General features: G+C 68.1%; 13 protein-coding genes. 5 read left to right on the forward strand and 8 right to left on the reverse strand.

Annotated elements, in window-relative coordinates; translation table 11 throughout:
- A complete protein-coding gene (locus APZ15_RS31405) occupies positions 1-417 on the reverse strand; it encodes a nuclear transport factor 2 family protein (RefSeq protein ID WP_027791661.1) in 417 nt (138 codons plus the stop codon).
- 460 nt (positions 418-877) lie between these two features.
- Between APZ15_RS31405 and APZ15_RS31410 the strand changes: the two genes are divergently transcribed.
- Both APZ15_RS31410 and APZ15_RS31415 read left to right on the forward strand, forming a co-directional pair.
- Positions 878-1,087, forward strand: a complete 210-nt coding sequence (locus APZ15_RS31410; RefSeq protein ID WP_027791660.1) for a hypothetical protein — start codon at positions 878-880, stop codon at positions 1,085-1,087.
- A 273-nt stretch (positions 1,088-1,360) separates the two neighbouring features.
- Positions 1,361-2,857, forward strand: coding sequence for an FAD-dependent oxidoreductase (locus tag APZ15_RS31415; RefSeq protein ID WP_027791659.1), 1,497 nt, complete (start codon positions 1,361-1,363; stop codon positions 2,855-2,857).
- 137 nt (positions 2,858-2,994) lie between these two features.
- Here APZ15_RS31415 and APZ15_RS31420 read toward each other — a convergent pair whose 3' ends face one another.
- A complete protein-coding gene (locus APZ15_RS31420) occupies positions 2,995-4,653 on the reverse strand; it encodes an acid phosphatase (protein ID WP_027791658.1) in 1,659 nt (552 codons plus the stop codon).
- 472 nt (positions 4,654-5,125) lie between these two features.
- Here APZ15_RS31420 and ftsH point away from each other — a divergent pair, with 472 nt between their 5' ends.
- Positions 5,126-7,108, forward strand: a complete 1,983-nt coding sequence (gene ftsH / locus APZ15_RS31425) for an ATP-dependent zinc metalloprotease FtsH (RefSeq protein WP_027791657.1) — start codon at positions 5,126-5,128, stop codon at positions 7,106-7,108.
- Between the two features lie 83 nt (positions 7,109-7,191).
- Positions 7,192-7,659 (forward strand): OsmC family protein, encoded by a 468-nt coding sequence (locus APZ15_RS31430; RefSeq protein WP_027791656.1) that lies wholly within the window; start codon positions 7,192-7,194, stop codon positions 7,657-7,659.
- A gap of 7 nt (positions 7,660-7,666) precedes the next feature.
- Here the strand turns inward: APZ15_RS31430 and otsA are convergent, their stop codons facing one another.
- The 3 genes from otsA to APZ15_RS31445 form a co-directional block, all read right to left on the reverse strand.
- The gene (gene otsA / locus APZ15_RS31435) at positions 7,667-9,073 is read right to left on the reverse strand and encodes an alpha,alpha-trehalose-phosphate synthase (UDP-forming) (protein ID WP_027791655.1); all 1,407 of its coding nucleotides are present in this window, start codon (positions 9,071-9,073) and stop codon (positions 7,667-7,669) included.
- Between the two features lie 598 nt (positions 9,074-9,671).
- On the reverse strand, positions 9,672-11,291 hold the full coding sequence (locus APZ15_RS31440) for a methyl-accepting chemotaxis protein (RefSeq protein WP_027791654.1): 1,620 nt from the start codon (positions 11,289-11,291) through the stop codon (positions 9,672-9,674).
- Between the two features lie 469 nt (positions 11,292-11,760).
- Complete coding sequence (locus tag APZ15_RS31445) at positions 11,761-13,839, reverse strand: TonB-dependent receptor (RefSeq protein WP_226153222.1); 2,079 nt, start codon at positions 13,837-13,839, stop codon at positions 11,761-11,763.
- Between the two features lie 431 nt (positions 13,840-14,270).
- On the opposite strand from APZ15_RS31445, the gene adhP reads away from it, so the two are divergent.
- Entirely contained in the window at positions 14,271-15,299 is a 1,029-nt protein-coding gene (gene adhP / locus APZ15_RS31450; RefSeq protein WP_027791652.1) for an alcohol dehydrogenase AdhP, read from the forward strand.
- A gap of 64 nt (positions 15,300-15,363) precedes the next feature.
- Here the strand turns inward: adhP and APZ15_RS31455 are convergent, their stop codons facing one another.
- The 3 genes from APZ15_RS31455 to APZ15_RS31465 form a co-directional block, all read right to left on the reverse strand.
- Positions 15,364-16,833, reverse strand: coding sequence for a sialidase family protein (locus APZ15_RS31455; RefSeq protein ID WP_027791651.1), 1,470 nt, complete (start codon positions 16,831-16,833; stop codon positions 15,364-15,366).
- Positions 16,834-17,294: 461 nt separating this feature from the next.
- The gene (locus tag APZ15_RS31460; protein ID WP_027791650.1) at positions 17,295-17,726 is read right to left on the reverse strand and encodes a MarR family winged helix-turn-helix transcriptional regulator; all 432 of its coding nucleotides are present in this window, start codon (positions 17,724-17,726) and stop codon (positions 17,295-17,297) included.
- Positions 17,723-18,640, reverse strand: coding sequence for an alpha/beta hydrolase family protein (locus tag APZ15_RS31465; protein ID WP_027791649.1), 918 nt, complete (start codon positions 18,638-18,640; stop codon positions 17,723-17,725). The genes APZ15_RS31460 and APZ15_RS31465 overlap by 4 nt, the downstream gene beginning before the upstream one ends.
- Between the last annotated feature and the right edge of the window lie 88 nt (positions 18,641-18,728).

Raw genomic sequence — 18,728 nt, forward strand, 5'->3', positions numbered from 1 at the left:
TCAGCCCTCCAGCGGCAGGTCTTGCGACCAGTCGACGTGCAGCGTGCGCGCGGCGAAACGCCACGTGCCGCCGTCGAACACGCAGCGGTCGCGATAGCGCAGCCCCCAGTCGAGCTTGCGCTTCACGCCGTCGCGCACGTAGACGTGGCAGGCGACGCCATAGGTCTCGACGTCGGCCTCGCCGCCGTCGAGCGTCACGAGCTGGTTGTGCACGTGATGCTGGGTCGCTTCGTAGCGCTCGATCACGCGCATGCCCGTCACGATCGCGTCGCGGTCGTCGAAGCGGAAGCCGGGGCCGGCGAGCTGCGCATCGGGCGTGAAGAGGGCGGTGAGTCGCGGCCAGTCGCGCCGGTCGACGGCTTGCGCATAGCGGCACGCCAGTTCGTACAGCGCGTGGCGGGGATTCGAATCGGTCATGCAGTGCTCCCGTGGAAGAACGGAAAGAGTCGGCCGCGCCGCGAGTGCGGACGCGGCGGCATTGCGACGTCGAGGCGAAGGTTCGCATCGGACCGATGGCGACTCATCATCCATACGGAGCAGGGCGAGGGTCGGGGAAAACACCGGGGCCGGGCGCGGCGTGCCGCACGATCGCGCAAGGTTGGTGCGGCGCAGCGACCGGCGTGCGACAGGCGTCTGACGATTGGCGCGGCCGGCCGCGACAGGCGCGCAACGCGCCGCGCCTCCGCTGCGTGTGCAAAGCCATCGCGCACGATGCTGCGATGCGACACGCGGTGCGCCCGCCGCTCAGCGTTTGCCCCTAGTCGAAATGGACGATGGCCGGCGGCCGGGCGCTGGCTACCGTGCAGTCATCCGGTGCCGCATGCGATGCACGCCGGATACGAACCGCACCAGCGGACAACCGGAGGGGACGACGATCATGAGACTGACGACTCGCAAGCTGTGCGTACTGGCGATGGGCACGTTTGCTGCCATGGCGATGGCGCGATACGGCGCCGATCAGGTTCCGTCGCCGCCGTATGCGGCCGGCATCCTGCAATGCCGCTCGGTCGACGCGAACGGGCTGCCGGCCGGCTGCGTGCCGATCGATCCGTCGCACTTCGGTTTCGCCGCGCTGCGCGGCATGTGACGTCGGCGCGGCTGCGCGCCGCGCAGGCCGGAAGCCGTGGCGGCGCGATGGCGTACCGATGCCCTTCGCCGCGACCACGTCGGAATCATCGCGCGCGCCGATCCGTTTGACGCGCATCGCGGCTTCAACCGGGCACGGGACGCGTGCGTCGCGCACACGCACCGTCGCACGCTCGTCCCGGCAGCGTCGGCGAAGGGCCTCCTGTCCGGCCCTCGCCGCATCCGCCGCTTTCCATCGCTTCCCTCAGGTTTCCTACACGCTGACCCATTCCTCATGTCATCCGACTATTCCCTGACTCACCCCCTGAACATTCGCGACGTGCATCGCTGGGATGCCGAACACGATGTCGTGATCGTCGGCTTCGGCGCGGCCGGCGCCTGTGCGGCGATCGAAGCCGCGCGCGCCGGCGCCGACACGCTGATCGTCGAGCGCGCATCGAGCTACGGCGGCACGAGCGCGCTGTCGGGCGGCGAGATCTACCTCGGCGGCAGCGGCGGTACGCCCGCACAGCGGCGGGCCGGCTTTACCGACGAGACCGAGGATCTGTACCGCTACCTGATGCTGGCCGGCGGGCGCGACGCCGACGAGGCGAAGGTGCGGCTCTACGCGAACGAAAGCCTGGCGCACCACGACTGGCTCGTCGCGCAGGGCCTCACGTACAAGAACACGTTCATTGCCGAGCGGATCGTCGAACCGGAGACCGACGATTGCCTGATCTGGTCGGGTAGCGAGGAAGCCTGGCCGTTCAGCGAGGCCGCGAAGCCGTGCCCGCGCGGGCACACGCCGCAATGGCCGGGCTGGGGCGGCGGGCAGATGCTGATGCGCGTGCTGGCCGAACGCGTGGCGGCGCTCGGCGTCGCGACGCGTTACGACACGCGCGCGCTCGCACTGATCGTCGACGACGACGGCGCGGTGCGCGGCGTCGTGCTGCGCGCGTATGGCGAGACGGCATGCGTGCGTGCGCGTCGCGCGGTGATCCTGTGTGCGGGCGGTTTCGCGATGAATCGCGACATGGTGCGCCGCCATGCGCCGCAGTTCCTGCGCTCGGATGAACCGATCGGCAGCCCCGGCGACGACGGCTCGGGCATCCTGCTCGGCCAGAGCGCGGGCGGCGCGGCGATCCACATGGACCAGGGCTTCGTCAGCCTGCCGTTCTACGCACCCGAATCGCTGATCCGGGGAATCTTCGTGAACGCGCGCGGCCAGCGCTTCGTCAACGAGGACGGTTATCACGGCCGCACGGGCCATCACGCGTTCCACCAGGCCGGCGACCGCATCTACCTGCTCGTCGACCAGGCGACGTACCGGGAGCCGCCCGCGATTGCGCGGATCGGCATCGCGGCGGCCGGCGAAACGTGGGAGGAAGTCGAACGCGACCTGCAGATGCCGGCCGGCACGCTGACGGCGACTGTCGACGTCTACAACCGCCATGCTGCCGAAGGCGCCGATCCGCTGTTCCACAAGGCGGAGAAATGGCTGCAGCCGCTGATCGAGCCGCCGTTCGTTGCGCTCGATTGCCGGATCGACTACGCGTTCTATCCGCACTTCACGCTCGGCGGGCTCGACACGCTGCCGACCGGGCAGGTGGTCGACGCGGCGCGCGCGCCGGTAGCGGGGCTCTATGCGGCCGGCCGCACGACCTGCGGGCTGCCGCGCTGGGGCGCCGGGTACAGCTCGGGGCTGTCGCTGGCCGATTCGACGTTCTTCGGCCGGCAGGCCGGCCGTCACGCCGCGCAGGCGGGGTGCGACGCGCTGCGCGACGCCGCGTAGCGTTGGCCGGGTGGAAATGAACGACGCCCCGGGCAATCGTATTGCCCGGGGCGTCGTCGTTTCGGGCACCGAAGTGCCCAAGTGCTTGAGCGGCCCAGCGGCTCAGCCGCTAAGCGGCCAACCAGGCCTGCCCGCCGTCAGCCGAGGTCGAGCGCGTTCGTGAGATCGCCCGGCGGCGTCGCGCCGCGCGCGGCGAACGCCTTGTTGCGCGCGACCACGCCGTCGAGCGGCGCGAGCCCGTGCACGCGGCTGATGAAGCGCAGGATCGAGTTGGTGTCGTACAGCGTGTGATCGACGAAACCCTTCTTCGCGAACGGCGAGATCACGAGCGCCGGAATCCGCGAACCAGGGCCCCAGCGGTCGCCCACTGGCGGCGCGACGTGATCCCACCAGCCGCCGTTCTCGTCGTGCGTCATCACGATCACGGTGTTGTCCCATTGCGGCCCGCGCCGGATATGGTCGATCACCGTCGCGATGTGACGGTCGCCGGATTCGATGTCCGCGTAGCCCGCATGCATGTTCAGGTTGCCCTGCGGCTTGTAGAACGTGACGGCCGGCAGGCGGCCCGCGTCGATGTCGGCGATGAAGTGGTTGGTCGACGGCTCGTCGCCGAGCCCGGCGTCGCGCAGGTGCTTGCTGCGTGCATCGGTGCCGGGCGCGTAGTTCGCGAAATAGTTGAACGGCTGGTGGTGGTACTGGAAATCGGGCACGGCGCCCGTGTCGCGATGCTCGAGCGCGTACTGCCACGCGCCGCTGTACCACGCCCAGTCGATGTTCTTTTCCGACAGGCGGTCGCCGATCGTCGCATAGCCCTGCGGCGGCATCACGCGATGGTCGGCCGGGTCCGCATACGCGGCGTTGCCCGGGTCCGGCGGCGGCACGTAGCTCGGCTGATACGGCGGCGCCATCGTGTTCACACCATAGCCGTCCGGCGTCAGCGGGCCGTCGCCCGCGAACTTCGGCGGGCCGTCGAGCGCGGACGCGGGCGAATCGTCGGCGAGCTTCAGGCGCGTGCCGGCCGGATCGTCGCCTTCGACCTTCGACAGCAGTTTCGCCGCGTGCGGATGCTTGTGCGCGTCCGGATACAGCGGCGGCTGCGCGGAGATCAGGAACATGTGGTTCATCCACGAACCGCCGAAGGCCGCCATGAAGAAGTTGTCGCACAGCGTGTACTGCCGCGCGAGGTTCCACAGCCGCAGCGTGTCGGCCGAATTGCGGTAATGGCCCATCACGAGGCCGCCCGAATCGGCCCACGCGGCGAACTGGTCGTTGCGGCCGCCCGCGATCTGCATCTGGTTCTGGTAGAAGCGGTGCCACAGGTCGCGCGTGATCACGCCGTTCGGCAGCGGCTTGCCCTGCGCGTCCGCGATCCGGAACGGCGCGTTCGGCAACTTGTCGATGTCGCGCTCGGCGATCGCGTAGCGCTTGCCGTCCACTTCCTGCGCCTGCGGCACGAGCCCGCCCCAGATCTTCGGCAGCACGGGCAACGGCGTCTTGCCGTCGCGATCGAGCTGCTGCGCGTGCTCGGGCCGCACCTCGCTCAGCGGATGGCTTACGCCCGGGAAATCGCCGTACAGGTTCGCGAAGCTGCGGTTTTCCGCATAGATCACCACGATGTGCCGCACGCGCTGGCGCAACGCCTCGTCGACGCGCAGGTCGGCGGCGGAACGCGGCGCGCCGGTGGTTTCGCAGCCGCTGAGCGCAACACCCGCACCGAGCGCGGCAAGGCCGCCGAGCACGCGGCGGCGGTCGGGATCGGCGGGAAGGTCGTCGGGGCGATCGGGGGTGTCGTTCACGTCGTGGGTTCCTCGAATGGGCGGGTGGACGGGGCGTGATGCACGGCGGTGCCGCACAGGCTGCCGTGCCGCAGGATGGAAGGCAACGGCCCGTGTGGGGTATCGGCGCGTGCGATGCGTTTGTCACAAAAGTGTCACGAACGCGACTATAACGCGGCAACGGGGGCGGATGAAAGGTGTTTGTCGGACGATTCCCGTCGCGCCGCGGGCAATGCGCGACGCACTCGCGCGAACTAGACTTGATTCAGGGGCGGCGCGTCGCGGCGTGCCGCCCGGGCGAGGATTGCCCGGCGATGCCGGCCGACGGCGTTGTCGCGGCATCGTTGATGCGCAGGAGCGAGGCGAGATGGCACGCATGTATACCGCTGCCGCATGGCCGCCGATGCCGCGCGCGGGCTGCGCGCGTAGCCACGCACGTCCGCCGTGGCGCGGCAGCGCCGCGTAGCGCCGCGCGCACGTCCGGCCGGATGCCATGGACAGGAAATTCGACTACCCGGGATTGCTGATCGCCGCGGGCTTCTTCGTGCTGTTCGCCGCGCAGTTGCTGATGCTGCGTCCGTCGTCGGCGTCGATCGCGTACAGCGATTTCCACCGGCTCGTCGCCGCACGGCTCGTCGACGATCTCGAAGTCAGCCCCGCATCGATCTCGGGCACGCTGAAGATGCCGCAGGCCGGCGCGATGCTGCCGGCGTCCGACGCCTCGGCCGTGCAGCAGGCCGGTGCGCCGTGGCGGTTCACGACCAACCGCGTGAGCGACGAACACCTGACCGACACGCTGACCGCGGCCGGCATCCGCTATCACGGCGCGCCCGACACGAGCTGGATGGCATCGCTTGCCTCGTGGCTGCTGCCGCTCGTGCTGTTCGTGTTCATCTGGAACATGATGCTGCGCAAGCGCGGCGGGCTGCAGGATTTCACCGGGATGGGCAAGAGCCGCGCGCGCGTGTACGTGCAGCAGGAAACCGGCATCACGTTCGACGATATCGCGGGCATCGACGAAGCCAAGGCCGAGCTGCAGCAGCTCGTCGCGTTCCTGCGCAACCCCGACCGCTACCAGCGGCTCGGCGGCAAGATTCCGAAGGGCGTGCTCGTCGTCGGCGCGCCGGGCACCGGCAAGACGCTGCTCGCGCGCGCGGTGGCCGGCGAGGCGGCCGTGCCGTTCTTCTCGATCAGCGGCTCGGCGTTCGTCGAGATGTTCGTCGGCGTCGGCGCGGCGCGCGTGCGCGACCTGTTCGAGCAGGCGCAGCAGAAGGCGCCGTGCATCGTGTTCGTCGACGAGCTCGACGCGCTCGGCAAGGTGCGCGGCGTCGGCCCGATGTCGGGCAACGACGAACGCGAGCAGACGCTCAACCAGTTGCTCGTCGAGATGGACGGCTTCCAGGCCGGCTCCGGCGTGATCATCATGGCCGCGACGAACCGGCCGGAGATCCTCGATCCCGCGCTGCTGCGGCCGGGCCGCTTCGATCGCCACATCGCGATCGACCGGCCCGACGTGAACGGCCGCCGGCAGATTCTCGGCGTGCATGTGAAGCGCGTGAAGCTCGCGGCCGACGTCGATCTCGGCGAGCTGGCATCGCGCACGCCGGGCTTCGTCGGTGCCGATCTCGCGAACGTCGTCAACGAGGCCGCGCTGCATGCGGCCGAACTCGGCAAGCCGGCGATCGGGATGGCCGACTTCGACGAGGCGATCGATCGCGCGCTGACGGGCCTCGAACGCAAGAGCCGCGTGATGAACGCGCAGGAGAAGCTGACCATCGCGTATCACGAGGCCGGCCATGCGCTCGTCGCGGAAAGCCGCGCGCATTGCGATCCGGTGAAGAAGGTGTCGATCATTCCGCGCGGCGTGGCGGCGCTCGGCTATACGCAGCAGGTGCCGACCGAGGATCGCTACGTGTTGCGCAGGAGCGAACTGCTCGACCGGATCGATGCCTTGCTCGGCGGGCGCGTTGCCGAGGAACTCGTGTTCGGCGACGTGTCGACGGGCGCGCAGAACGATCTCGAACGCGCGACCGCGATGGCGCGCCACATGGTCATGCAGTACGGGATGAGCGAGAAGATCGGGCTCGCGACGTTCGACGACGGCGATGTGCGGCAGGGCATGCCCGGCGCGTGGCATGCGGGCGACGGGCGCTGCAGCGAGCACACCGCGCGGATGATCGACGACGAGGTGCGCACGCTGCTCGCCGACGCGCATGCGCGGGTCGCGATGACGCTCGGCGAACGCCGCGATGCGCTCGAACGCATCGCGCGACGGCTGCTGCAATCCGAGGTGCTCGAGCGCGAAGCGCTGCAGGCGCTGATCGACGGGCGCGTCGAACCGTCGTCCGCGACGCAGGCTGCACCGGCACCGGACGACGAAGCCGGCGCACGCGGCGGCGCGATCGAAACGGAGCACGCATCCGCGGTCGAGCGCGATTTCGTCGCATACGGGCCGCCACGCGAACCCGAGCGCTGAAGGTGCCGCGAACCTGCGGGCGGCGCGCATCGATGCGACTGCGTGCCGGCATTCCTTTCCCAGTTGATCTGCGCGGAGTCGCCATGAGCGAGGCGCACATATCGGTCGATGTCGCGCAGCAGGCGCGCTTCTGTTTCGAAGTGGTGTTTGCCGGCACGACGCTGTCGCCGGTCCTCACCGACGAACCGCCGCCGCTCGGCGAAGGACGCGGGCCGAACCCGATCCGGTTGCTGGCCGCGGCGGTCGCGACCTGTCTCGCGGCGAGCCTGCTGTTCGCGCTGGAAAAGCAGCATGTCGATCCGCAGCCGATTGCCGCACGCATCGATGTCGACATGGTGCAGAACGAAGCGGGCAGGGTGCGCGTGGGCGCGATGTCGGTACGGCTGTCGATCGGCAGGACGTGGGCCGATCTCGCGGCGGCGACGCGCGTGCTCGATCAGTTCGATGCGTATTGCGTGCTGACGGAGAGCCTGCGAGAAGGCATTCCGGTGTCGGTCGACCTGTGCGATGCGAGCGGCGCGGTGCTCGGATACGCGGCGACGGACGCGTGAGCGCGCGTCAGGGTTCGGTCGCGGCCGCGACTTCGGCCGCTTCGGCGAGCGCGTCGAGAAAGCGCGTGCGCCACCAGTGCACGTCGCTCTTGCGCAAGATCGCCATCAGCGCCGCATGACGCTGGCGGCGCTCCTCGAGCGGCATCGCGAGCGCACGCTGGATCGCCTGCGCGGTGCCTTGCGTGTCGTACGGATTGACGAGCAGCGCCGACTTCAGCTGCTCGGCCGCGCCGGCAAAACGCGACAGCACGAGCACGCCCGGATCGGCCGCATCCTGCGCGGCGAGAAATTCTTTCGCGACGAGGTTCATCCCGTCGCGCAGCGGCGTGACGAGCGCGACGCGGCTCGCGCGATAGAGGCCCGGCAAGCGCTTGCGCGCGACGGTGCGGTGAATGTAGCGCATCGGCATCCATTCGAGTTCGCCGTAGTCGCCGTTGATCGCGCCGCACAGGCTGTCCATCTCGCGCCGCAGGTCGTCGTACGCGCCGAGATTTTCGCGGCTCGGCGCGGCGATCTGGATCAGCGTCGCGCGGTCGCGGTTCTCCGGATACTGTTCGAGCAACTCGCGGAACGCATGCACGCGCTGCGGCAGCCCTTTCGTGTAATCGAGCCGGTCGACGCCGACCAGCAACTGGCGCCGCGAATATTCGTCGCGCATCCGCTCGAACATGTCGAGGCCGTCGCGGTCGCGCGCGAGCGCCTCGAACTCGTCGACGTTGATGCCGATCGGGAACGCGCCCGCCGACAGCGTGCGGCCGAATGCACGCAGCCGGCCGTCCGGCAGCCGCGCGGCGCCGGCTTCCGCTTCGACGTAATGCTCGAAGTGGAGCAGGTCCGACTCGGTCTGGAAGCCGACGAGATCGTATGCGAACAGCGAGCGCATCAGCCATTCGTGTTCCGGGATCGCGGCCATGATCGGCGGCGGCGGCATCGGGATGTGCAGGAAGAAGCCGATCGGATTCGTACAGCCCATCGCGCGCAGCTCGGCGGCGAGCGGAATCAGCTGGTAGTCGTGGACCCAGATGGTGTCGTCGGGACGCAGCAGCGTGCGCAGCTTGCGCGCGAACAACTGGTTCACGCGCCGGTAGCCGTCGGCGAAGCGGCGGTCGAACTGAGCGAGATCGAGCCGGTAGTGAAACACCGGCCACAGCACGTTGTTCGAATAACCGAGGTAGTAGGCGTCGTAGTCCTGCGGGTCGAGATCGATCGTCGCGAGCTGGATGCCGCCGACGTTCTGGATCTGCACGTCGTCGCCATGCGCGGGCTGGTCGTCGCTGCCGCGCAGCCTTCCGCTCCAGCCGAACCAGACGCCGCCGGATTCCTGCAGGCTGTCTTTCACGGCAACGGCGAGCCCGCCGGCAGCGGCTTTACGGGGATCTGCAATGCGATTGGATACGACGACGAGTCGGCTCACCAGCTCTCCTGACGATTGTTGGGGGAAGGTTCGTGCGGCCGTGGCGCGAGAAGCGGACGCCGCCATCGGCACGCGGTGTGCGAAGCGATGGGGCCGCAATACGATCGGACGGGAGTCAGGGCACGCGATTCGCCGTCCGAACGCGGAGTGCTTTTTTAAGCATACTCGTCATTCGTTCGTTTTAAAAGTCTGCGTCGGCGAGCGATGCGCGAGCGAACGCTGCGTTATCTCCATGTCGCCGGTGTGGCAACGCGCGATACATGGCCGGGATCGAAACTTGCGCAACGCTGCAATCGCGGCGTGCGCGATGGCATGCGGAGGACGGGCATCGCGCGCGATCGTCCGTGACGATGCGCGTTGCCGGACACGCGCACGATGCCGCGCCGGTCGGTACAAACGACCGGCGACGACGCGGCTACGCCGACGGGCGAGCTACACGCACGCGTGCCGCGAATCGGAGAGGAGACGCGCGACGGCGCGCGTGCGAACGGTTCGAGCCGGACGGCGACGATGCACAGCGCATCGCGCGGTATGCGCAAGCGTGACGCAGGCGAACCGGCGAAACCGCGTGCGCATCGTCGTCTCCTTTCGGTATCCGTTACGCGGCGGCCGGTTGCCAGTGATGCGCGGCGGGTTCCTGCGCGTGCGCACCCGACGACGTCACGTGCGTGCCGGACGGCATCCGGAACGCGGCGACCGTTTCGGACAGCTCGCGACCTTGCGCCTCGAGCGACTTCGATGCGGCCGCGGCCTGCTCGACGAGCGCCGCGTTCTGCTGGGTCGTCTCGTCCATCTGCGTGATCGTCAGGTTCACCTGGTCGATGCCGCGGCTCTGCTCGGCCGACGCGGCCGCGATCTCGCCCATGATGTCGGTCACGCGCGCGACAGCCTGCGTGACGTCCGACATCGTCTTGCCGGCTTCGCCGGCCAGCGCCGAGCCGTCGCGGATCGTCTGCACCGACGCGTTGATCAGTTCCTTGATCTCCTTTGCCGCCGTCGACGAGCGTTGCGCGAGACTGCGCACCTCGCTCGCCACGACCGCGAAGCCGCGGCCCTGTTCGCCCGCCCGAGCCGCTTCGACGGCCGCATTCAGCGCGAGGATGTTGGTCTGGAACGCGATGCCTTCGATGATGCCCGTGATGTCGGCGATCTTCGACGAGCTATGGCCGATTTCCGTCATCGTGTCGACCACGCGGCCGACCACCGAGCTGCCGCGATGCGCGACATCCGACGCATTCGCGGCGAGCGCGCTCGCCTGTTGCGCGTTCTCGGCATTCAGCCGCACCGTCGACGTGAATTCCTCCATCGTCGCGGCGGTTTCCTGCAGCGACGCGGCCTGTTCCTCGGTGCGCTGGCTCAGGTCGAGGTTGCCCGACGCGATCTCGCTCACGGCATGCGCGATGCTGTTCGATGAATCGCGCACGCGGCCGACGATGCCGATCAACCGCTCGTTCATCGTCCGCAGCGCTTCGAGCAGGTCGCGGGTCTCGTCGTTGCCGCTGACGTGGATGCGGCTGCCGAGATCGCCGTTCGCGACCGTGCGCGCGACGTCCACGGCCGAGCCGATCGGCACCGTGATCTTGCGTGTCAGCCACAGGCCGCCGCAGGCCGCGACCGCGACCGCGATCAGGCAGATGCCGGCCAGCAGGTTGCGCTCCATCGCATAACGATCCGCGAATTGCTGGGCGATCGCGAGTTCGCGTTCATGCGTATAGCTCGCGTAGGCATCGGTCGCGCGCACGAGCTGCGCGAGCAGCGGGCGGCAGTTGTCGTCGATGTCGGCGGTCGCCTCTTCTTTCTTGCCGGCTTGCGCGAGCCCGACGATACGCAGCGCGACGGGCCCGTAGCTCGATTCGATGCGGGCGATGTTGCCCACCAGTTCGCGCGCGCGATCGGAGGTGTCGGTCGCGTTCGCCATCATCTCCTTGAGCTTCGCGAGATGTTCCTGCACGTCCTTGTGCGCCTGGTTCACCTCGGCCAGTTCGAGCTCGAGATCGGACGGTTTGGTCACGAGCACGATGTTGCGCGCCGCGATCGCGCGCCGGTCGACCGCAGTTCGGATTTGCGCGGACTGGTTCGCCCGCGCGTTGATGCCGTTCATGTAGCGGGAAAACTCGGCGTTCGTATCGGATAGCGCCTTGAGTGCCACGCCCGACACGATCACGACGACCGCGGCGAGCAGGCCGAAGCCGCCAAGGAGTTTTGTCTTGATGCTCATTCTGGCGATATTCACGTTGTGCCCCTGCGCGTGTGGTTGGCAAATTGAATTTATTGTTCGACCAGATACGGGCTCGTGCCGGCATTAACGGGTATACCGAATGATTCTTTACCCTTCGAAAACCCTGATATTAGTTTTTTTAGCGCTGGAATCCTTTTCGGATGGGTTTGCTCGAACCCGGGCAGAAAGAACCGAGGCGCCCGTGATTCAAAGGTTTATACGTGGAATTTGAAACCGGTTTTATCAGGCGAGGCAAAAGAGATCTTTTTGCTAATAATCGTCTGATGAATTTGTTTTTATTTATGGGTGAATAAAGTGGAATTCCCTTGCGCCCTAATTGGGGAGGGAATCGGTGCGCGTCGTCGGTATGTGTCGCGCGATGGGCGGTAAAGTCCGGAAAGCGGAAATTCGCGACGGAGCGGGGGCGCCGCAAAGCGGCCCGCGGCGGGCGCCGCGGGCCGTGAGAGGGTCAGAACGTGGTGCGCAACCCGGCCATCACGCTGCGGCCGCCTTCCGGCGCGAGGCCGCGCACGACCGAGGTCGAGTAGCGGATTTCCTGGTTCGTCAGGTTGTCGCCGCGCAGGTACGCGAGCCAGTGCGTCGCACCGACGCGGAACTTGTAGGTCAGCATCACGCCGAGCGACGTGTAGCCGTCCGTCGAAAAGTCGTTGTCGGGCACGCGATGCTGCGACCACGCATGCGTGACCTGCGCGCGCGCACCGAACGGGCCGTAGCCGTAGTCGGCCGCGAGCGTCGCGCGCAGCGGCGCGATGCGCGGCAGCGGCTGGCCCGTATCGACGTTGCGTGCGTGCGTGTAGTCGGCCGTCAGCTCCAGGTCGACCGTATGGCCGCGCCGCGCGAAGGCGCGCCACTTGCCGTCCAGCTCGATGCCGTAGAACTCGGCGCGCACGCCACGGTAGATCGCCTCGTTGAGCGAACCGTCGGTACCGGGCGCGACGGGTTCGCCGTCGTCGTCCACGACGCGGCCCGTGTTGTACTCGGTCAGGTAGTTCGAGAAGCGGTTGTAGAACACGCCGACGCTGCCGCGATTCGGCCCGCTCGCGTAGCGCAGCGACAGGTCGGTCGACACGGCCTTTTCCTTCGACGCGTTCGGGTTGCCGATCAGGAACTGGCCGGTCGCATCGTGCGGGCCGTTCGAATACAACTCGTAGAAGGTCGGCGCACGTTCGGTGTATGCGACGTTGGCCGCCACCGACCACACGGGCGTCAGCGAGAACAGCGCGCCGGCCGAGACGCTGCCGGCATTGAAGTCGCGCGGCTGCGCTCCCGCGAATTTCTCGACGCCGGCCGGATCGGGATCGACCTTCACGTGCTCGAAGCGCCCGCCGAGGCTCAGCTTGAGCGCCGGGACGACCTGCCATTCCTCGAGGCCGAACAGTGCGACGCTGTTCGTGCGCGTGGACGGCACGAGCAATTCGTCACCGAGCGCGGAGAACGTGTTCTGGCCGAACTGCACGCCGATCGCGCCTTCGAACGGGCCGATCCTGCGATGCCGCGCCTCGATGCGCGCCTCGTAGCCGCGGTTGCGGAAGGTGGTGGCCGTCTCGCCGTTGTCGACTTCCTTGTGGCGATAGTCGGTGTACGCGAAGTCGAATTTCAGCTTCGTGAACGGCCCGCTCAGGTTGCGTATCTCGGAGGCGAGCGCGAGCCGTTCCTGGCGCATCCGCAGGCGCACGTCGTCCTCGGCGACGGAGCCGTAGTTCGACTCGTAGCCGCTGTACGACAGACCCGCGAAACCGTCGGCCCACGTGTACGACGCGCCGACCGCGCCGCCATGCACGCGGCCGTCGCTGTTCGGCACGTTGCCGTACGGTTGCGGCGTGTCGGGGCCGTCGATCGCGCGTTGCTGGCTGCTGCGCGCATAGCCGGGAATCCGCAGCTTGCTCGTTTCGCGGTCGAACGCGTCGACATGGAACGCGAAGCGGCCGTTGCCGCCTTCGACCTGCGCGGCGCCCGCGCGCACCGAATTCGCGCCGCCGTAGCGCGCGTCGAGCGCGCCCGTCACGCCTTCGATCGCCTCGCGCGGAATCCGGTTGTCGATCGTGTTGACGACGCCGCCCACCGCATTGCCGCCGTACAGCAGCGCGGCCGGCCCGCGCACGATTTCGACGCGCTCGATCGACAGCGGATCCTGCGGCACCGCATGGTCGTACGACAGCGACGACGCGTCGTAGGCCGCGACGCCGTTCTGCAGCAGCCGGATCCGGTCGCCGTCCATCCCGCGGATGATCGGGCGGCCGACCATCGGCCCGTAGGTGGTGGTCGACACGCCGGGCAGCCCGTTCAGCGTCTCGCCGAGCGAATCGGCCTGGCGGCGCGTCAGCGCGTCGCCGGACAGTTGCGCGGTCGGCGAGATCAGGTCGGTGTCGCCGAGCGGGTTCGCGGTCACGAAGATCGGCGCGAGCGCAGTGGTTTGCGTCGGTGTCGGCGAGGCGGGCGTATCGGCCTGCGCGTGCGCGACGGCGGCGAACAGCATCAGCGAGACGGGCGAGAGCGGGCGAAGCGGTAGACGAGGGAGGTCGCGCATGGTCGGTGAATCAATTGGAATGGGTTGGAATCCGATCGGAAGGCGAGCCATGCGGGTCACGGCTGGATACGATATATTGTTGCGTCTGCGGCGCGCAGTGACCCGTCTGGATATGACTCGGCGTAACCCGGCCACCGGGATGAAGCGGCTTCAAAGCGGCTTCAGGTGGGCGAGAACGTAAAATGATATGTTATATCATTTCAAATTCCAAGCAAAACGGCGGCCGGCCACAGGGTTTCCGACAAACGGCTGAAATGGCTGCGAAAGCAGAGGCGGGCCGTCGACCCGGCGGCGCAGCGGCAGCTTGCGCGAGATGTCCCGCCGTGAATTCGCCACCGGCGCGCACGATTCCTGCCCCGTTGACGCGTATCAATGCGTTCCGGGTTCGAGCCCGGATACTGGTGCGCTCATCGACCAGACAGGAGCGACGCATGACTCAAACCATGAAAGCGGCCGTGGTGCACGCGTTCGGCGAGCCGTTGCGCATCGAGGAAGTGCCGATCCCGACGCCGGGCCCCGGCCAGATCCTCGTCAACATCAAGGCGTCGGGCGTCTGCCATACCGACCTGCACGCAGCCGACGGCGACTGGCCCGTGAAGCCGACGCTGCCGTTCATTCCCGGACACGAAGGCGTGGGCGTCGTCGCGGCGGTCGGCGCGGGCGTCACGCACGTGCGCGAGGGCGACCGCGTCGGCGTGCCCTGGCTCTACACGGCATGCGGTCACTGCGAGTACTGTCACACCGGCTGGGAAACCCTCTGCCACGGGCAGCAGAACACCGGCTATTCGGTCAACGGCAGCTATGCGGAATACGTGCTGGCCGATCCCGATTACGTCGGCCATCTGCCGGCGCAGGTCGCGTTTGACGAGATCGCGCCGATCCTGTGCGCGGGCGTGACCGTCTACAAGGGCATTCGCGTCACCGATACGCGTCCGGGCCAGTGGCTCGCGATTTCCGGTATCGGCGGGCTCGGCCACGTGGCCGTGCAATACGCGCGTGCGATGGGCCTGCACGTCGCGGCCGTCGACATCTCGCCCGACAAGCTCGCACTCGCGCGCGAGCTGGGCGCGCAGCTGACGATCGATGCGTCGATCGACGATCCCGCGAAAGTGATCCAGAAGGAAATCGGCGGCGCGCACGGCGTGCTCGTCACGGCCGTGTCGCGCAGCGCGTTCGCGCAGGCGCTCGGGATGGTGCGGCGCGGCGGCACGGTGGCGCTCAACGGTTTGCCGCCGGGCGATTTCCCGCTGCCGATCTTCTCGAGCGTGCTGAACGGCATCACGGTGCGCGGGTCGATCGTCGGCACGCGGCGCGACCTGCAGGAGTCGCTCGATTTCGCGGCGGACGGGCTGGTGCGCGCGCATATCCATCGCGACCGGCTCGGCAACATCAACGACATATTCGCGCGGCTGCGCGAAGGGAAAGTCGACGGTCGTATCGTGCTCACCGACATGCACTAAAGCGCATTCGGGCCCGCTGCCGCGACGCGACGGACGTCGCGGCAGCGCTGCGCTCACGCGTGCATCACGGCGCGAAGAACACGTCGGTGCGGTTCGTCAGGTTGCCCGCGCTGGTCTGCACGAAGAACGGATGGAACGACGACGAAGGCATCACGTCGAGCCCCTGGTAGTCGCCGATGAAGAAGCCTTCCGCGTTCGGCGCGAGCTTCATGTCGAACGGGCCGCCGACGCGCCGCTCGTCGGCGAACGTCGTGCCGCCGTCATGCGAGATCTTGCGCCAGAAACCGGTCGGCAGCGTCGTCGTGTTGCCGGCCTGCAGGTCGCGGAAGTCGTAGTAGGTGACCATCACGGCGCCCGTGTTGTCGACGCGCACCGACGGATTGAACGCGGGGCGCCCGGTCGGCGTGTTCAACTGCTGCGGCGTGCTCCACGTCGCGCCGCCGTCCTTCGACGTCGATACGGCGATCTCGTCGTACGTGCCGCCGTTGAAGCGGCTGTCCTGCCACACCACGTAGAGCTGCCCCGAGGCCGGATCGATCGCGGGTTCCGGAATGATGTCGCCGGTGCGCACGGGCTCGCCGGTGTTCGGATCGGTGACGCCGACCGTCTGCAGCCCCGCGATCACCTGCGGCTTCGTCCACGTCGCGCCGTCGTCGGTCGACTTGATGAACGCGACCTTGCCGGCTGCCTTGCTGAACGGCGGCTGGATCAGGTCGAAGAAGTCGTAGAGCGTGCCGCTCTTCGGATCGACGACGATCTGGTTGCCGATCGTCTGCTGACGCGACGGCACGTTGACGATCACCTTCGGGGCGCTCCACGTCTTGCCGCCGTCGGTCGTCTTCGAGAACAGCGTCGGCCCGCGGTATGCGTGCGTATGCAGGTTCGCGTACGGGTTGCCGTTCGGCAGCTCGAGGCGGTCCCACACCGCGTAGGCCGTGCCGGCCTTCACGGGGTTCGCCGTCACCGATTCCTTGTCGTTGAAGAACTGCGTCGTCGGTTCGTCGTTCGCGATCAGCACGGCCGGGCTGCTCCAGGTCTGCCCGCCGTCGGTCGACACCGACGCGGCCACCGCGTTGGCATTGTTCGACTGGTTGAAGGAGATCGATACCGAATACGCGGTGCCGTCCGGCCCGAACGATACCCACGGATCGGACGCGCGCTCGTACTTCAGCCCGCCCGGCGCGCATGCGCTGAACGGCTGCGGCGTGCGCGCCCAGGTCGCGCCCGCGTCGAACGTGTAGCCGGCGACGAGCCCGTGGGCGCCGCCGTTCGACCAGCGGTCCTGCTGCCACACGCCGATCATGTTCATCGGGTTCGCCGGGTTGACCGACAGCCACGGTTCGACCTCGGCGTTCACGTAGTTCGTGCCGGGGCCGCCGATGGTGCAGGCGGCGAACGGGCTCGGGCCGGACACGACCACGGGGTCGGCATGCGCGGCCGCGGCGGCGGCCATTGCCACGGTTGTCGCGGCGGACAGGCGGGTGAGGCGGGTCAGGCCGGTGATAAGCGAGTGGGATACGGTCGAACGTCGCATGGACTGCTCCTCGTTGACGTGCGGCGGCGATGGCGCGGCATGGAGCGGCACGTCGCGCACCGGTACGCGGCGGCAACGGATGCCGTGCCGCGCGTCGGATCGTGTCGTTCAGGAAGCCGTTTCGGTCATCGCAATCCGCGTGTGCTGGATGCCGCCAGCACGTCGGTCAAGACACCTCTTGGTTTTCATTGCTTGTCGGGTGCGTCCAGGGAGGCGGACGCGACGGGAAGGCCAGTCCGTGCATACGGCGAATGCGTCGAAGTGGATTGAATGTAGGCGATCGGTATGCGGCGCGGGAGGCAATTTTTTGTAACAGTACGTAGCCGGAAAGCGTTGCCGAAACAGCGCTTCCGGGACGCAAGATTTTCCGCCGGAAAGTTCGGAAACCGAATCGAAAGCACGAATCGGAATCGCTATCGATTATGCGGATTCGTGCCGATGCGGTGCGCCGTCGGCGCGGTTCAGCGTTCGGCCGGAAAGCGATCCTGCAACGCGTGCAGCCAGCGCGCGACGACGTCGAGTTCGGCGTCGGAAAACCCGTCGCACAGTTTGCCGTTCAGCTCGCGCAGCAGCACGCGCGCGCGCTTGAGCGCCGCTTGGCCGTCGTCGGTCAGGTACAGCCGCGTTGCGCGGCCGTCGTCCGAATCGGCGTGACGCGTGATGAGGCCGGCCTTTGCCATGCGGTCGGCGAGGCCCGTCATCGCGGACGGCGCGAGCTGCAGCGCGGCGCCGACTTCGCCGATCAGCGCGCCGTCCTGCTTCGCGAGACAGAACAGTGCACCGGCCTGCGCGGCGCTCGCGCGCGTCTCGGTTTCGGCCTTGCGGTCGATCCAGCGCTGCACGCGCCGCTGGCCGATGTTCAACATGAAAAACAGTCGTCGGTCTTCGCTCAAGCTGGGTTCCCGGCTGCAATGGAAAGGGAGGGGCGGCCCGCGGTGCGTGGTGCGTCGAGTGCCCGCGCGAGCCAGTCGGCCACGTCGGGCCACAGCACGGTGCCGGGCCGACTGCGAAAGAAGCCCATGTGCCCGACCGGGCCGCTGCCCGCCGCGCGCGGATCGATCTGGCGGCGTTCGACCTGCGCGCGGGTCAGATAGCTTACCAGCAGGCCGATCGCGGCCGGGTTCGCCCACGGATCGTCGTCGAAGCCGAGCGCGAGAATCGGCAACCGTTGCTTCGCGAAGCGCTCGGCCGCGCCGAGCGTCGGATCGTCGAAGAAATAGTGCGGCAGCGTCGTCCAGCGGCTCCATTCGCGGAACACGCCGGCCGGCATGTCTTCGCCGAGCCCGAGCCGCCTGCCGGGCACGTAGCCGAGCAGCGCCGACATCAGCGGGCCGAGCACACGCAGGATCAGCCGCACCTTCACGCGTTCGGCCGCCTGCGTGATCAGTCGCGTGCTGCCCGCATGCGCGGCGACGAGCACGGCCGCGTGCAGGTGCGGCGTGGCGGCGGACAGCCCGATCGCGTGCCCGCCGACGCTGTGCCCGACCGCCAGCAGCGGCACCCCTTCATAGGCCTGCCGTGCCCACGCGGTCGCGGCACCCACGTCGAGCTCCATCCAGTCGCGCATGCGGGCCCGCAGCGCACCCAGGCGCGCGGGCCGCGATGCACCGATGCCGCGATAGTTGTAGGTGAGCGCCGCGAAACCGCGCTCGGTCAGGAAGCGTGCGAAGCCCGCATACAGCCGCTCCGGCACGGCCGTCGCCGGATGGATCAGCACCAGCGCGCGCGGTGCCGCGTCCGGCGTCCACAGCGTGCCGTGCAACGCGTAGCCGTCGGCGGCGGAAAACTCGATGGGTTGGGAGGTCATGGCCGTCCTCGTTCCAGGTAGTTATTTCGTATGCGAAATATAGTCCGGGATTTATTTCGCGCACGAAATATGTGTCGAGGATTCATTC

Origin of the sequence: Burkholderia cepacia ATCC 25416 (assembly GCF_001411495.1) — a bacterium.
GTDB lineage: Bacteria > Pseudomonadota > Gammaproteobacteria > Burkholderiales > Burkholderiaceae > Burkholderia > Burkholderia cepacia.

What these genes read in the sequence shown, in the direction of transcription:
- ftsH (WP_027791657.1), top strand. Translation starts at nt 5,126, where the DNA reads ATGGACAGGAAATTCGACTACCCGGGATTGCTGATCGCCGCGGGCTTC.
- APZ15_RS31405 (WP_027791661.1), bottom strand. Translation starts at nt 417, where the DNA reads ATGACCGATTCGAATCCCCGCCACGCGCTGTACGAACTGGCGTGCCGC.
- APZ15_RS31445 (WP_226153222.1), bottom strand. Translation starts at nt 13,839, where the DNA reads ATGCGCGACCTCCCTCGTCTACCGCTTCGCCCGCTCTCGCCCGTCTCG.
- APZ15_RS31410 (WP_027791660.1), top strand. Translation starts at nt 878, where the DNA reads ATGAGACTGACGACTCGCAAGCTGTGCGTACTGGCGATGGGCACGTTT.
- APZ15_RS31465 (WP_027791649.1), bottom strand. Translation starts at nt 18,640, where the DNA reads ATGACCTCCCAACCCATCGAGTTTTCCGCCGCCGACGGCTACGCGTTG.
- APZ15_RS31415 (WP_027791659.1), top strand. Translation starts at nt 1,361, where the DNA reads ATGTCATCCGACTATTCCCTGACTCACCCCCTGAACATTCGCGACGTG.
- APZ15_RS31455 (WP_027791651.1), bottom strand. Translation starts at nt 16,833, where the DNA reads ATGCGACGTTCGACCGTATCCCACTCGCTTATCACCGGCCTGACCCGC.
- APZ15_RS31430 (WP_027791656.1), top strand. Translation starts at nt 7,192, where the DNA reads ATGAGCGAGGCGCACATATCGGTCGATGTCGCGCAGCAGGCGCGCTTC.
- adhP (WP_027791652.1), top strand. Translation starts at nt 14,271, where the DNA reads ATGACTCAAACCATGAAAGCGGCCGTGGTGCACGCGTTCGGCGAGCCG.
- APZ15_RS31440 (WP_027791654.1), bottom strand. Translation starts at nt 11,291, where the DNA reads ATGAGCATCAAGACAAAACTCCTTGGCGGCTTCGGCCTGCTCGCCGCG.